Here is a 14099-nt window from a genome sequence, read left to right on the forward strand (position 1 = left end):
CCGGTATGCGGCGAACGCCTGAAATAACGCTCCGTATTCCTGTAGCATTTGTGAATTGACAAATGGGCGGTGTAGAAAATATGCTTTTGCAAATGATTATTGCATGAAGCCGACAAGGCGAAGGGGAACTGCCATGGCCGAGCGATCTTTTGCGCGCGAAGTCGAGGATCTCAAACTTGGAGAAGGCGAGATTTTCCGTGGTGAAGGCATTCTCGCCATCACCAAGGCGCTGCTGCAATCCGGTGTTTCCTATGTCGGCGGCTACCAGGGTTCGCCGATCTCGCACCTGATGGACGTGCTGGCCGATGCCAAGGACATCATGGAGGATCTCGGGGTCCATTTTGAGACCTCGGCCTCGGAAGCGGCAGCGGCGGCGATGTTGTCTGCCTCGGTGATGTATCCGGTACGCGGTGCCGTGACATGGAAATCGACGGCCGGCACCAATGTCGCGTCGGACGCGCTCTCCAACCTGTCCTCCGGCGGCGTCAATGGCGGCGCGCTGATCATCCTCGGCGAGGATTTCGGCGAAGGCTCTTCGATCATGCAGGAACGCAGCCATGCGTTCGCGATGAAGTCGCAGATGTGGCTTCTCGACCCGCGTCCCAACCTGTCGGCGATGGTTCAGGCCGTGGAAGATGGCTTCCAGCTTTCGGAAGCCTCCAACACCCCTGTCATGCTGGAAGTGCGCATTCGCGCCTGTCACGTGCACGGCCAGTTCGTCGCCAAGGATAACCAGCGGCCAAAGTTCACGCTCCGCGAGGCGCTGGAAAACCCGGTCCGCGACGTCAACCGCATCGTCCTGCCGCCGGCGAATTTCGGGCAGGAGAAGGACAAGCTGGAGCGCCGCTGGCCGGCTGCCGTCAACTTCATCAAGGAACGGAAGCTCAACGAGCATTTCGGTCCCGAGGAAGGCGAGATCGGCATCATCACGCTTGGCGGTCTCTACAACGGCGTCATGCGCGGCCTGCAGCAGCTCGGCCTGGCGGATGTCTACGGCAATTCGTCGGTGCCGATCTACGTGATGAACGTCGCCTACCCGACGATCGACGACGAGGTGGTCGATTTCTGTCTCGGCAAGAAGGCCGTGATCATGGTCGAAGAAGGCGCGCCCGAATATGTCGAGCAGACGCTCCACACGCTGATGCGCCGTCGCGACATTCAGACCCGCCTGCACGGCAAGGACATCCTGCCGCTCGGCGGCGAATATACCGCGCCCGTGATGATGAAGGGGCTCAAGACCTTCATCGAAATGTACGACCGCCTGCTGCTCGGCAACCAGCCGCCGGTGCCGGATCCGAGCGATGTTCTCAACGATCCCAAGGTGAAGGCTCTGGCCGAAGTCGTGCCAGCACGCCCGGCTGGTTTCTGTACCGGCTGTCCGGAGCGGCCGATCTTTGCGGCCATGAAGCTGGTCGAAAAGGAACTCGGCGAACACCACGTCTCGGCCGATATCGGCTGCCACCTGTTCTCCATCCTGCCGCCCTTCAACATCGGCGGCACGACGATGGGCTATGGTCTTGGCCCAGCTTCTGCTTCCGCCTTTAACGTCGAAGCGGACAAGCGCTCGATCGCGGTCATGGGTGACGGCGGCTTCTGGCACAACGGCCTTGCGACCTCGGTCGGCAATGCGGTGTTCAACAAGCAGGACGGCGTCATCCTCGTCGTGGACAATTTCTATTCGGCGGCAACCGGCGGCCAGGACATCCTGTCGTCACGGGCGATCAACCCGAACCGCAAGACCAACAACTCGATCGTCAACGCGGTGAAGGGCATCGGCGCCACCTGGGTGCGCCAGATCGACCGCACTTACGATGTCGCCAAGATGCGCGACACCCTGAAGGAAGCGCTGACGAGCAAGGAAAAAGGCCCGAAGATCATCGTTGCCTCTTCCGAATGCATGCTGAACAAGCAGCGCCGCGTGAAGCCGCAGTTCAACCAGGCGGTCAAGGACGGCAAGCGCATGGTGAAGGAGCGGTTCGGGGTGGACGAGGATGTCTGCACCGGCGATCACGCCTGCATCCGGCTTTCCGGCTGCCCGTCGCTTTCGATCAAACACACGGACGATCCGCTGAAGGACGATCCGGTGGCGGCGATCGACAATAGCTGCGTCGGCTGCGGCAATTGCGGCGAGGTTTCCGAGGCCGCAGTTCTCTGTCCTTCGTTTTATCGCGCCGATGTGATCATGAATCCGACCGGTTGGGACAAGTTCCTCTCGAAATTCCGCGCTTCGGTGATCGGCTGGCTGCAGGCCCGCCGCGCTGCCGGCCGCGTCGTCTTTGCGGAGGCTTGATCGATGAACGAGACCGTGAACCTCAAGACGCTCTACGCCTCCGACAAGCCGCTGGCACTGGCGATCATGGCCATGGGCGGCCAGGGCGGCGGCGTGCTAGCCGACTGGATCGTCGGTCTTGCCGAAGAACAGGGCTGGATGGCGCAGTCCACCTCGGTACCGGGCGTCGCCCAGCGCACCGGTGCGACGATCTACTACATCGAGATGCTGCCGGCCCGTGACGGCGTGTCGCCGATCTTTTCGCTGATGCCGACGCCGGGCGATGTGGATGTCGTGCTTGCCGCCGAGTTGATGGAAGCCGGTCGCTCCGTGCTGCGTGGTCTCGTCACGCCGGACAAGACTACGCTGATCGCCTCGACGCATCGCTCCTTTGCGGTCGGCGAAAAGGAAAAGCCGGGCGACGGCATTGGTGATCCGACCGTGGTGGTCGGGGCGACCGATTTCGCCGCCAGGCGCACCATCGCATTCGACATGGATACGCTGGCACTCAAGAACGGCAGCGTGATCTCCGCCTCGATGTTCGGCGCGCTTGCCGCGGCTGATGTGCTGCCCTTCTCCAAGGAAGCGTTCGAGGCGACGATCCGTGGCGGCGGCAAGGGCGTCGAGCCCAGCCTGCGTGCCTTCAACGCCGCCTATGAGCGCACCAAGGCCAAGCCGCGGGACGAAGTCACCGCCTCGGCGACGAAGCGTTTCGACGTCATGCCGGAAACCGCCGGCCATCCGGATCTCGATCGGCTGGTGCATCGCATGCGCGCCGAATTCCCCGAGGTCGCCTGGCCGCTGCTGTTTGCCGGCGTCAAGAAGCTCACGGATTTCCAGGATCCGGCCTATGCCGGCGAATATCTCGACCGGGTCGGCAAACTCCACGCCCTCGACCGCGCCAATGGCGGCGAGGAGCACGACTATGCCTTCACCGTCCAGTCGGCGAAATACGTCGCCATCGCCATGGCCTATGACGATGTGATCCGCGTCGCCGACCTGAAAACCCGTGGCTCGCGTTTCGTTCGCGTCGCCAAGGAAGTCGGCGTCAAGCAGGACCAGATCCTCTACATGACCGAATACATGCATCCGCGCATGGAAGAGGTCGTTGGAACCATGCCGAAGAAGTTGGGCCTGTGGGTCGAAACCCGTCCGAAGGTTTTCGCCTGGCTCGACCGCCGCATCAACAAGGGCCGCCGGGTGCAGACCGGCACGCTCTTCTGGTTCCTGACGCTTTACACGTTGGCAGCGTTGCGCCGCATCCGTCGCGGCACGCTGCGACACTTGCGGGAAACCGAGCATCGCGAAGCCTGGCTCAATGCGGCGACCTCGCTTCTTTCGCGGAACTACGATCTCGCGGTCGAAGTGATCAACAATCGCCGCCTGGTGAAGGGTTATTCCGATACTCATGCGCGCGGGCTTTCGAAGTTCGACCGCGTGATGTCGGCGCACACGACCCTGGCGGACCGCGACGACGGTGCGGCCTGGATGAAACGCCTGCGCCAGGCGGCACTCCTCGATGAAAACGGCATTGCGCTGGACGGCGCGCTGAAGACGGTCTCTACGCTTTAGGTTTTAAGCATAAAGACACATTATAGCCGCGATCCCGTTGCTTTTGCTGCGCATCTGACCGAAACCTAGATGCGCAGTTCTTCAGCCCCGGCAGCCCACATGGAATCCACGGATCGTCAGCCAAGTCGCTTTCGAGACATCCTTGAGACGTACCGTCCTTATCTCATCGCCCTGGCGGCGCTGGCGGTTTTCGCGTTCACGACATTTGCCATCTACAAACTCACCAACGAAGTCAGCTACGACGACGTTATCGAGGCGCTTGGCAATACGCGCTGGTCTTCGGTCGGCCTTGCTGTTTTCTTCACGGCACTGAGTTTCGCAGCGCTGGTCGGATACGACATCAACGCGATCACCTATATCGGCCGGACGCTGCCTTTCGTGCCTGTCGCGATAACGGCTTTCAGCGCCTATGCGGTCGGCAACACGGCCGGTTTCGGAGCCCTCAGCGGCGGAGCGATCCGGTTCCGCGCCTATTCGCGCCTGGGGCTTTCGCCGGACGATATCGGTCGCGTCATCGCATTTGTGACGCTCGCCTTCGGTATCGGGCTTCTGGCGGTCACGGCGCTCGCATCGCTGGTCACGGCGCCGAGGATCGGAGCAATCCTCGACATCGACGGAACGTGGGTCCGCGCCGGCGCGATCGTGATCATCCTCGTGCTTATCGCTCTTCTGATCCTCGGGCGTGGCGGACGGACGGTATCCATCGGACGATTGAGCATCCGTCTGCCGGACAGCCGTACATCCTCGCAGCAGTTCCTGATCACGGCGCTTGACGTCGCCGCCTCCGCCTCCGTCCTCTACGTGCTTCTGCCGCAGACGGAAATCGGCTGGCCGTCCTTCCTGGCGATCTATGCGACCGCCATCGGCCTGGGTGTCCTCAGCCATGTGCCGGCCGGTCTCGGCGTCTTCGAGACGGTGATCGTCGCCGCGCTCGGCAACACGGTCAGCCTTGATGAAGTGCTCGGGAGCCTGGTTCTTTATCGCGTCATCTATCACGTCCTGCCGCTGCTCATCGCCACTCTCGTGGTGATCGGCGTCGAGGTTCGCCAGCTTGCCCATCACCCCGTCGCCTCGACGCTCCGCAAGCTCGAGTTCCGGCTGGCGCCGCCGCTGCTGGCAGCCTTCGCAATGATCGCCGGTGCGATGCTGATTTTCTCCAGCGTCACCCCAACGCCGGACTCGGATATCGATTTCCTCGGCAACTACCTGCCGTTGCCGGTGTTCGAGGGTGCACATTTTCTCTCGAGTATCCTTGGGCTGCTGTTGTTCGTTGCAGCGCGCGGCATCAGCCAGCGGCTGGACGGAGCCTGGTGGACCGCCACGGTCTGCACTGCCCTTGCCCTCGTCCTCGCCTTTATGCGGGCGGTCGCGCTTTTCGAGGCGACGTTCCTGACCATCCTGCTAATCAGCCTCTTCCTCAGTGCCAAGCAGTTTAGGCGCCGCGCATCTCTGTTCGGGCAGGTGCTGACGCCGAGCTGGATCGCCGCCATGTTCATCGTGGTCGCGGCGGCGATCACGGTGCTGCTCTTCGTCTATCGCGAGGTGGATTACAGCCGCGAGCTCTGGTGGCAGTTCGAATTCTCCGAGGAAGCACCGCGCGGATTGCGCGCGGTCCTTGGCCTGGCGATCTTCGCGGCGACGATCTCGGTCTTCAGCCTATTGCGGCCTGCGGCCCGACGTTCGGCATTGTCGACGGCAGACGATCTCGATCGGGCAATCCAGCTCGTCATGGCCAATGACAATGCCGACGCCAACCTTGTCCGGATGGGCGACAAGCGGCTGATGTTCTCCGAGAGCGGCAACGCCTTCCTCATGTACGGCATTCAGGGCCGTTCCTGGATTGCGCTTTTCGATCCGGTCGGGCCGCAGGAGGAGATGGCGGATCTCGTCTGGCGTTTCGTCGAGGAAGCCCGTGCCCAGGGAGGCCGCGCCGTGCTCTATCAGATTTCGCCCGGTCTCCTTTCGCATTGCGCCGATGCGGGCCTCAGGGCCTTCAAGCTCGGCGAGCTGGCGATCGTCGACCTGTCGCGTTTCGACCTCAAGGGCAGCCGGCTTGCCGGGCTTCGCCAGGCCGTCAACAAGGGTGCGCGCGAGGGGCTGGAGTTTTCCGTCATCGACCAGCCGGATGTGATGGTGCATATCGAGGAGCTGCGGCGGGTGTCGGATGCCTGGCTCGAAGAACACAACACCCGCGAAAAGACATTTTCACTCGGCGCCTTCCGGGATGATTATGTCAGCGCCCAGCCGGTCGCGATCCTGCGGAAGGACAGCCGGATCGTCGCCTTCGCGACGCTGTCGCTGACCGACACGAAGCAGGAAGGCACGGTCGACCTGATGCGCTTCCTGCCGGATGCGCCGAAAGGCTCAATGGACTTCCTGTTCGTGAAGATTATGGAATATCTTCGCGATGCCGGTTATGGACATTTCAATCTCGGCATGGCGCCGCTTTCCGGCATGTCTACACGCGAGGCCGCGCTCGCCTGGGACCGGATCGGCAGCGTCGTGTTCGAGCACGGTGAACGGTTCTACAATTTCAAAGGGTTGAAAGCCTTCAAGTCGAAGTTTCATCCCGCCTGGGAGCCGCGATATCTGGCTGTGGCAGGGGGCGTCAGTCCCGCCATAGTGATGATGGATGCGACGCTTCTGATCGGCGGCGGCTTGAGAGGAGTGGTCGGTAAATGATGTTTCTGCGTTCTCTTTCCATCGCGCTTGCCGCCCTGCTGTTCGGCGCCTTGATGGCTGCCGCCCAGGATCAGCAGGATTACCATACGGGCATGATCCCGCAGCCGCGCATCCTTGTGCCGAACAATGGCAGCGAACTCGAAGGCATCGTCTTCCTGATTTCAGGTGGGCAGGGCTGGGGGGCGCGGGAGGATTCCGAGGCCCAGAAGCTGCTCGCCGACGGTGCAGCGGTGGTCGGCATCGATTTCCCTTCCTATATCAAGTCGCTCGCAGCCGATGACGGCGAGTGCATCTACATGGTTTCCGATATCGAGGATATCTCCCAGCAGGTGCAGCGGCGGATCGGCAACCCGCAATACCGCCACCCGATCGTCGCCGGTATCGGGGAAGGTGGCGCGCTGGCGCTTGCGATGATCTCCCAGAGCCCGAACGCGACGATCGAGGAGGCGATTGCCGTCGATCCGCTGGCTGGCATTCCGCTCGCCAAGGAGCTCTGCACGCCGGCGTCCAAGCAGAAGGTCGGCGATCGCACGGTCTATGGTTTTGACGACGGCGCGTTGCCGGCCGCGGTGACGATCGTTTCCACGTCTTCCGCCGATGCCGCCGGCAAGGCGCATGGACAGCGCCTGAAGCAGGATCATCCGGAGGTCGAGCTGATCAATTCCGGTGAGGCGTCGGATGTGGCGCTGTCGCAAGTGCTTGCAACCCGCATCGCGGCCGCCGGCCAGACCAACCAGCCGCTCGACCTTCCGCTGAACGTGCTCGACGCGAAGCCGGCCATGAATACGATGGCGGTGATCTTTTCCGGCGATGGCGGGTGGCGTGACCTCGACAGCGAAGTGGGCGGTTATCTGCAATCGCAGGGCATTCCGACGATCGGGCTGGATTCGCTGCGTTACTTCTGGTCCGAACGCACGCCGCAGGCAACCGCGGATGACCTGGCAAAGATCATCGAACACTATCGCCGGCAATGGGGCGTTCAGAACGTGCTGCTGGTCGGGTATTCGTTCGGTGCGGACGTGCTGCCCTCGACCTACAATCTCCTGCCGGCCGCGGACCGTGCACGGGTCAAGCAGATCACGCTGCTCGGCCTGTCGCATGAAGTGGACTACGAGATTTCCGTGACCGGCTGGCTTGGTGTCGCCGGCGACGGCAAGGGCGGCGATCCGATGACCGACATCGTCAAGATCGATCCGAAGCTTATTCAATGCGTCTACGGCACCGATGAGGACGACGACCCCTGCCCGACGCTGAAGGACAAGGGCGTCGAGGTCGTGCGGATCGAGGGCGGGCATCATTTCGACGAGAATTACCAGGCGCTCGGCAAGCGCATCCGCGACAGCCTGCAGACACGGCTGACGAAATAAGCCGATCAGATCTCGTGCTTGCGGATGTTGAGGAGGATCTTGTGCAGCGTGCCGGTGAAGGCGCGGTATTCCTCCTCGTCGATGCCGTCGAACATCCTGAGCAGTGAATCATACATGGTCGGCCAGAAGCGGCCGAAGGCCGAGCGTCCTTCCTCGGTGATCGTCACGTCGCGGATGCGCATGTCCTCGGCGCGCGGCGTGCGGCGGATATAACCCTGCTCTTCGAGGGAATCGAGCGTACGGCTCATGGTCGATTGCTCGATAACGGCAAAGATGGAAAGCTCGTTGATGGTGAGCGAGGCGGAGACGCTCAGGACCGCAAGCGTGCGCATCTTGGCGGTCGACAATTCGTACTCGCGCAGCTCCTCCGCCATGTTGGAGTTCCAGCGCGAGATGATGCGGTTCATCAGGTAGGGTGCGAAGTGATTGAGGCCGATCTCGCCCATGGTCGGGCGATTTTCCTGATCGCCTTCCTGATGCCAGCGCAGCACCACGCCCGAAAACCGTTCTGCCATGAAATCCATCTCTCCTAAGCCGCCTCGCTTCAACGCAGCGACGATGCGAGCAGAAAGCCCGAGCCGCCGGCAAGCCCCGGTCCCGGATGGGTCGAGGCGCCGATATGATAGAGGCCCGGCACGTCGGTGCGGTGGTTAACAGACGACTTGAAGGGCCGCCAGAGGAAAAACTGGTCGAGCCCGCAGAAGCCGCCATACGGATCGCCGCCGACGAGGTTCATGTTCATCGCTTCGAGATCGGCCGGCGAGTAGGCGCGGCGGGCGAGCTTGATTTTGGCAAAGTTCTCGATGTGGCGGGAAAGCAGCGCTTCGATGCGGTCGGCATAAAGTTCGCGCAGCTCCTCGGTCCAGCGGCCGTCGGAAGGTGTGATGATCTCACCGGCCGCATCACCCTTGATGAAGCGCGGTGCTTCGGGAAGCTGCAGCCAGAGAACGGATTTACCGTCCGGCGCGCGTGACGGATCGAAGCTGGCCGGCTGGCCGACGCAGACGGTCGGCTCTGCGGGTAGCAGGCCGCGTTCGCATTCGTTGGTGGCACGGGAAACACCGTCCAGGCCGGGTGTCAGGTGCAGCAGCGCCACCTTGGCGAGGTCCGGATCGCCCTTCCAGCGCGGCGGCGCGGAGAGCGCGTAGTGGATCTGCATATTGCCCTTGCCGTAACGATAACGAGCGACGCTTTCCCGGATTTCGGCGGGCGCCGGTTGCGGCCAGTCCTTGAGCAGGCGGTCGTAGATCTGGTTCGGCGTCGTAGAGCAGACGACGCCGGACGTGGCGTTGACCGTCTCGCCACCTGCCAGCCGCACGCCGGCAGCCTTGTTGCCCGGGCCGGGAAGGATGCGTTCGACATCCGCACCGGTGCGGATCGCGCCGCCCTGATCCGTGATCAGCCGTTCGAAAGCCCTGACGAGGTTTGCGGCGCCGCCCTTGACGATCGGGCAGCCGGCAAGCTCGATCGCAAAACCGATGACCTTGACCATCTCGGCCGAATAGGCGCTTTCCGGCGCCAGGCCGCAATGCAGGACCCAGGGCGCCCAGAGAGCATGCACGGCTTCGGACTTGTAGGTGGTTTCGAGATAACCCCGCGCCGGTGTCAGCGCGTCGCCGAACCATGCGGCAAGCTGGCGCAGGCCCTTGCCCCAGCCCTGTCTGGCGACCGTCTTCAGCGTCGTGCCGGACCAGAGCGCGCCACCGAGCAGTGAAAACAGAAAGGCGGCATCCGTGCCAAGGGCGCTCATTTCCTTGTCGAAAGTCTCGCCGTCGCCGGCCGCGAGGGCCTCGAAGGTTGCAATATTGCGTTGCCGGTCTTTGGAGAAGATGACGGAGGAACCGTCCGGGCGCAGCACGCCAGTCGGCAGGTCGGCATGGGCGAATTCCAGGCCGCGCGCTTCGAGATCCTTGCCGAGCGCGCCATAGGCGGGCGAGGTCAGGAACAGCACCATGGTGGTGGCCATCACGTCGTGGATGAAGCCCGGCTCAGTGATTTCGTCCGTGTACAGGCAGCCGCCTATGCGGTCGCTGCGCTCCAGGACGAGGACTTTTTTGCCCTTCTTGCCGAGCATGGCGGCGGCGACCAGCGCGTTGATACCGCTGCCGACGAAGATGTAGTCGAAATCCGCCATGCCGCCCGTCTTTCCGCTGAATACAGAAAGGGCCGGAACCTTCCGGTCCGGCCCTTCGATTGGATCAGGCGATCAGCGCGAGGGCGCGGACCGGCGAGCCGGTGCCCTTGACGAGCTTCAGCGGGGCAGCGATCAGCACGGCGCCCTTCGGCGGCAGCTGGTCGAGGTTCGACAGCGATGCGAGGCCGTATTTGCCGGCTCCGTGCATGAGGTTATGGGCCGGGAAGGGCGGGTTCATGCCGCCGGCAGAACCGGCGTCGGTGCCGATGGTTTCCTGGCCCCAGCCGATAATGTCTTTCGAAATCAGGTATTGGATCGCTTCGGCGGTCGGGCCGGGAGAATGCGGGCCATTCTCGTCGGCATTCAGGAAGGTTTCGGTCGAGCCGTTGCGCTTGTACCAGTCGGAGCGCATCAGCACCCAGCTGCCGGCTTCGATGGCGCCATGCTCGGCTTCCCATTCCTTGATGCTGTCGACGGTCAGCAGATAATCCGGGTTTTCCGCAGCTTCCTTGGAGCGGTCGATGACATTGACCGGCGCCACGAAATTCTGCGGCGGGATGGTGTCGGTCGTGTTGTTCGGCTTGTCCTTGCCGGTGATCCAATGACAGGGCGCATCGAAATGGGTGCCGGTATGCTCGCCGAGCTCCAGCCAGTTCCATGCCCAGAACGGACCGTCCTCGTTATATTCGGAGATCGTGTGGACGGCGACCTTCGGCGTGTTCTTGCCGAACTGCGGCGGCAGATAGAGAACGGGGGTATCCGGCCCGAGCGGCGCCGTCAGGTCGACGACCTTGACCGAGCCGGAAAGAAGAGCGGAAGCGAGACTGGTGAGCGTGCTGGAAGACATGGTGCCGGGTTCCCTTGAATGACCGGTTTCGTGAGCCGGGCGGCAGGCCGGTTTCCTCTCCGGTTGCCGCTAACCGATGAGCGAGCCTATTGCAGAAAATATGAGGATGCAAGCAATCGGGGAGGGCTGTGGCGGGCAAATTTACATGGCCGTTTTATATGGGAAATACCCGCCATTTCCATGTGAAGTAGCCATTTGCTGACTCGATCGAGTGCAGGTGTAGCCCGCTATTCGCCTGCCGACCTGTTGCCCGCCCTTGATGCCGTTTCCAGAAAATGTATGCATATGGATAAATAATGGGAACAGGGGCGGGTGATGGCAGCTTATGACGCGGTGGTGATCGGGGCCGGCCATAACGGACTTGCGAGCGCTATCCATCTTGCCGCGCAAGGCTGGTCGGTGGCCGTCATCGAGGGTAATGAAGAGCCGGGCGGCGCAGTGAAAACGCGTGAGCTGACGCTGCCGGGCTTCCGGCACGATTTCGCGGCGATGAACCTGTCGATGTTCGCCGGCTCGCCGTTCTTTGCCGCTTACAAGGACGAGTTGATTGCACAGGGTCTTGGCTTTGTGCCTGCCAAGCACTGTTTCGCCAGCGTCTTTCGGGATGGAACCCATCTCGGCGTCTCGACCGATCTCGGAGAGACGGCCGGCGCGATCGCGGCGATCTCTCCGGAGGATGCAGCGGCATGGCGAAAGTTGTTTGCCGAATTCGGCTCGGACGCTCCGCATATCTTTGGGCTGCTCGGTTCGCCGATGCCGTCGCTTGCCGCGGCAAAGGTGGTTTGGAAGGCGTGGCGGGAGAAGGGCAGCAGCTGGCTTTACGACACGGCGCGCATGCTGCTCGCCTCGCCCCGCGATTTTCTCGATGCGCGGTTCCGGAACGACAAGGTGAAGGCGATGATGAGCGCCTGGGGCCTGCATCTCGATTTTGCGCCGGATGTCGCCGGTGGAGCACTATTTCCATATCTGGAAAGCATGGCGAACCAGGCTTTCGGCATGGTGATCGGGCAGGGCGGCGCCGATACGATCATCAAGGCGATGACCGGGCTTCTGAAGGCGAAGGGCGGCGAGTTGATGCTCGGCACGCCAGTCGAGCGGGTCGAGACAACGAACGGGACAGCAACGGGCGTCAAACTTGCCGACGGCAGGGTCATCACCGCCCGCAAGGCAGTCATCTCGAATGCGCACCCCAAGCTGCTGTTTGGCGGGCTGATGGCGGCTGATCCGGCCCGGGAGGCATTCGATCGCGGAATCGAAAAATTCCGCGCCGGCCCGGGCACGATGATGATCCATCTGGCGATGGACGGCTTGCCGGACTGGAGGGCCGGCGAGGCGCTGAAGGACTATGCCTATGTGCATGTGGCACCGGATCTGGCGATGATGTCGCGGGTCTATTCCGAAGCCATGGGCGGTCTGCTGCCGGCGGAGCCGGCATTGGTCGTCGGCCAGCCGACTGCGCTTGATCCGTCACGTGCGCCGGATGGCAAGCATGTGCTCTGGGTTCAGGTGCGCGTGTTGCCGGCAGAGATCCGTGGCGATGCGGCCGGGATCATCGCGGGCACGGATTGGGATGAGGTGAAGGACGCCTATGCCGACCGCGTGCTCGACATTCTCGAAACCTATGCGCCGGGCACAAGATCGAAAGTTCTTGGTCGCGCGGTATTCTCTCCGATCGATCTGGAACGGGAAAACCCAAACCTGATCGGCGGTGACAATCTCTCCGGCAGCCACCATCTCGATCAGAATTTCCTGTTCCGGCCGGTGGCGGGTTACTCGCGCTACAAGACGCCGGTGAAGTCGCTCTATCTCTGTGGCGCTTCCACCTGGCCAGGTGCAGGGACGGGTGCGGGTTCTGGTTTCATGCTGGCGAAGATGCTGGCCGGCAAACACTGAGCGCACGAACCTTTGACATTTCAAATATCTGCTTCTAGACCTTGAACTGGTGACAGAGGCTGCATTCGGAATGGTAGAAGCGGAAGCGATCAACGTCGATCTGGAGATCATCGTTCAGGGCGCCCAGGGGCGCTCGAAGCCCGAGCTGCGCCTGTGGCTGCGCATGCTGTCCACGACCAAGCTGATCAGCCAGGAAATCCGCCGCCGCCTGCGCGCCGAATTCGGCGCGACGCTGCCGCAGTTCGACCTGATGGCGCAGCTTTACCGCGAAAAGGACGGGCTTAGGCTTGGCGAGCTTTCCAAGCGCACCATGGTCACCAACGGCAATGTCACCGGCCTCGTCGAGCGGCTGGAAGCGGACGGCTACGTGCAGCGGGTGACACCGGACGGCGACCGGCGGGTGACCGTCGCGAAACTCACCGAGGCCGGCATGACGCTGTTTGCGGCGATGGCCACGGCGCATGAGGGCTGGCTGCAGGACATGATGGCGGATGTCGATCCGCGCATGGTTTCGGCTCTGTGGTCGGAGATCGGCACGGTCAAGACCTCCGCCAACAACCATCTCTCCGGCGCCGCCTTCGAATAAGCTTGGCCGCCGCCGCCGTCAGCGTTTCTTTTCCTTGTTGAAGCGTTGTTCGAGAAGATTGACCAGCCGTACCATCGGCCAGAGGAAGGCGATGTAGATCAGTGCGGCGCCGATCAGCGGCGTCGGGTTGGCATAGAGCGCCTGCGCGTCGGTCGCCTCCTTCAGGAGTTCAGGCAGCGCGACGGTGGAGGCAAGCGAGGTATCCTTGAACATCGAGACGCAGTTGTTGGTCATCGGCGGGATGACGATGCGGATTGCCTGCGGCAGCACGACTTTTCGGAGCGTGACGGAGAAGGGCAGGCCGAGCGCCGCGGCGGCCTCGAATTGGCCGCGGGGGATGCCTTCGATGCCGGAGCGGAAGATTTCCGCCGAATAGGCGGCCATGACGATCGAGAAGGCGAGCCCTGCGGACGTCCAGGAGGACAGGCGGATACCGACGAAGGGCAGCGCGTAATAGATGAGGATCAGCACCACCAGCATCGGTGCGGCGCGAAAGATGTCGATATAGAGCACCATCAGATAGCGCACCGGCTTTGGCCCGTAGAGGCGCAGAAGCGCAATCACCAGTCCGATGGGAATGCCGAAGCCGATGCCGGCGACGCCGAGTAGGAAGGTGTTGATCAGTCCGCGCAGCAGCGCCGGAAACGCGTCGCCGAGAACCCCGAGATTGAAGAATGTATCGAGGAGGGTCATTTCCTGGTGCCTCTATGCTCACGAAAATGCCGGCCGTCGCCGGCCGGCATAACTGG

Annotated in this window: 10 protein-coding genes; 6 read left to right on the top strand and 4 right to left on the bottom strand. The window is 62.5% G+C overall.

Features of this window, described 5'->3' with window-relative positions:
- Positions 1–133: 133 nt before the first annotated feature.
- From PMI07_RS06190 to PMI07_RS06205, 4 genes are all read left to right on the top strand, one after another.
- Complete coding sequence (locus tag PMI07_RS06190; protein ID WP_007756992.1) at positions 134–2290, top strand: indolepyruvate ferredoxin oxidoreductase subunit alpha; 2157 nt, start codon at positions 134–136, stop codon at positions 2288–2290.
- A 3-nt stretch (positions 2291–2293) separates the two neighbouring features.
- Positions 2294–3841, top strand: a complete 1548-nt coding sequence (locus PMI07_RS06195; RefSeq protein ID WP_007756986.1) for an indolepyruvate oxidoreductase subunit beta family protein — start codon at positions 2294–2296, stop codon at positions 3839–3841.
- Positions 3842–3940: 99 nt separating this feature from the next.
- Complete coding sequence (gene mprF, locus PMI07_RS06200; protein WP_024163608.1) at positions 3941–6523, top strand: bifunctional lysylphosphatidylglycerol flippase/synthetase MprF; 2583 nt, start codon at positions 3941–3943, stop codon at positions 6521–6523.
- Positions 6520–7890 (top strand): AcvB/VirJ family lysyl-phosphatidylglycerol hydrolase, encoded by a 1371-nt coding sequence (locus PMI07_RS06205; RefSeq protein WP_007758440.1) that lies wholly within the window; start codon positions 6520–6522, stop codon positions 7888–7890. The genes mprF and PMI07_RS06205 overlap by 4 nt, the downstream gene beginning before the upstream one ends.
- A gap of 5 nt (positions 7891–7895) precedes the next feature.
- Here the strand turns inward: PMI07_RS06205 and PMI07_RS06210 are convergent, their stop codons facing one another.
- From PMI07_RS06210 to PMI07_RS06220, 3 genes are all read right to left on the bottom strand, one after another.
- Positions 7896–8405: a MarR family transcriptional regulator gene (locus tag PMI07_RS06210; protein ID WP_037085656.1), complete on the bottom strand. Its 510-nt coding sequence runs from the start codon at positions 8403–8405 to the stop codon at positions 7896–7898.
- 29 nt (positions 8406–8434) lie between these two features.
- Positions 8435–10024 carry an NAD(P)/FAD-dependent oxidoreductase gene (locus tag PMI07_RS06215; RefSeq protein WP_007758444.1) on the bottom strand — a complete coding sequence of 530 codons (1590 nt, stop codon included), beginning with the start codon at positions 10022–10024 and terminating at the stop codon, positions 8435–8437.
- Positions 10025–10088: 64 nt separating this feature from the next.
- The gene (locus tag PMI07_RS06220) at positions 10089–10871 is read right to left on the bottom strand and encodes a cyclase family protein (protein WP_007758445.1); all 783 of its coding nucleotides are present in this window, start codon (positions 10869–10871) and stop codon (positions 10089–10091) included.
- Positions 10872–11186: 315 nt separating this feature from the next.
- On the opposite strand from PMI07_RS06220, the gene PMI07_RS06225 reads away from it, so the two are divergent.
- Together PMI07_RS06225 and PMI07_RS06230 are read left to right on the top strand one after the other, a co-directional pair.
- Complete coding sequence (locus PMI07_RS06225) at positions 11187–12764, top strand: NAD(P)/FAD-dependent oxidoreductase (protein WP_007754492.1); 1578 nt, start codon at positions 11187–11189, stop codon at positions 12762–12764.
- A gap of 70 nt (positions 12765–12834) precedes the next feature.
- The gene (locus PMI07_RS06230) at positions 12835–13350 is read left to right on the top strand and encodes a MarR family transcriptional regulator (RefSeq protein ID WP_007754490.1); all 516 of its coding nucleotides are present in this window, start codon (positions 12835–12837) and stop codon (positions 13348–13350) included.
- 18 nt (positions 13351–13368) lie between these two features.
- On the opposite strand, the gene PMI07_RS06235 is transcribed toward PMI07_RS06230, so the two are convergent.
- On the bottom strand, positions 13369–14043 hold the full coding sequence (locus tag PMI07_RS06235) for an amino acid ABC transporter permease (protein WP_007754488.1): 675 nt from the start codon (positions 14041–14043) through the stop codon (positions 13369–13371).
- Positions 14044–14099: the final 56 nt, after the last annotated feature.

The sequence above is a fragment of the Rhizobium sp. CF080 genome, assembly GCF_000282095.2.
In the GTDB taxonomy this organism is placed as follows: Bacteria; Pseudomonadota; Alphaproteobacteria; order Rhizobiales; family Rhizobiaceae; genus Neorhizobium.

What these genes read in the sequence shown, in the direction of transcription:
- PMI07_RS06190 (WP_007756992.1), top strand. Translation starts at nt 134, where the DNA reads ATGGCCGAGCGATCTTTTGCGCGCGAAGTCGAGGATCTCAAACTTGGA.
- PMI07_RS06195 (WP_007756986.1), top strand. Translation starts at nt 2,294, where the DNA reads ATGAACGAGACCGTGAACCTCAAGACGCTCTACGCCTCCGACAAGCCG.
- mprF (WP_024163608.1), top strand. Translation starts at nt 3,941, where the DNA reads ATGGAATCCACGGATCGTCAGCCAAGTCGCTTTCGAGACATCCTTGAG.
- PMI07_RS06205 (WP_007758440.1), top strand. Translation starts at nt 6,520, where the DNA reads ATGATGTTTCTGCGTTCTCTTTCCATCGCGCTTGCCGCCCTGCTGTTC.
- PMI07_RS06210 (WP_037085656.1), bottom strand. Translation starts at nt 8,405, where the DNA reads ATGGCAGAACGGTTTTCGGGCGTGGTGCTGCGCTGGCATCAGGAAGGC.
- PMI07_RS06215 (WP_007758444.1), bottom strand. Translation starts at nt 10,024, where the DNA reads ATGGCGGATTTCGACTACATCTTCGTCGGCAGCGGTATCAACGCGCTG.
- PMI07_RS06220 (WP_007758445.1), bottom strand. Translation starts at nt 10,871, where the DNA reads ATGTCTTCCAGCACGCTCACCAGTCTCGCTTCCGCTCTTCTTTCCGGC.
- PMI07_RS06225 (WP_007754492.1), top strand. Translation starts at nt 11,187, where the DNA reads ATGGCAGCTTATGACGCGGTGGTGATCGGGGCCGGCCATAACGGACTT.
- PMI07_RS06230 (WP_007754490.1), top strand. Translation starts at nt 12,835, where the DNA reads ATGGTAGAAGCGGAAGCGATCAACGTCGATCTGGAGATCATCGTTCAG.
- PMI07_RS06235 (WP_007754488.1), bottom strand. Translation starts at nt 14,043, where the DNA reads ATGACCCTCCTCGATACATTCTTCAATCTCGGGGTTCTCGGCGACGCG.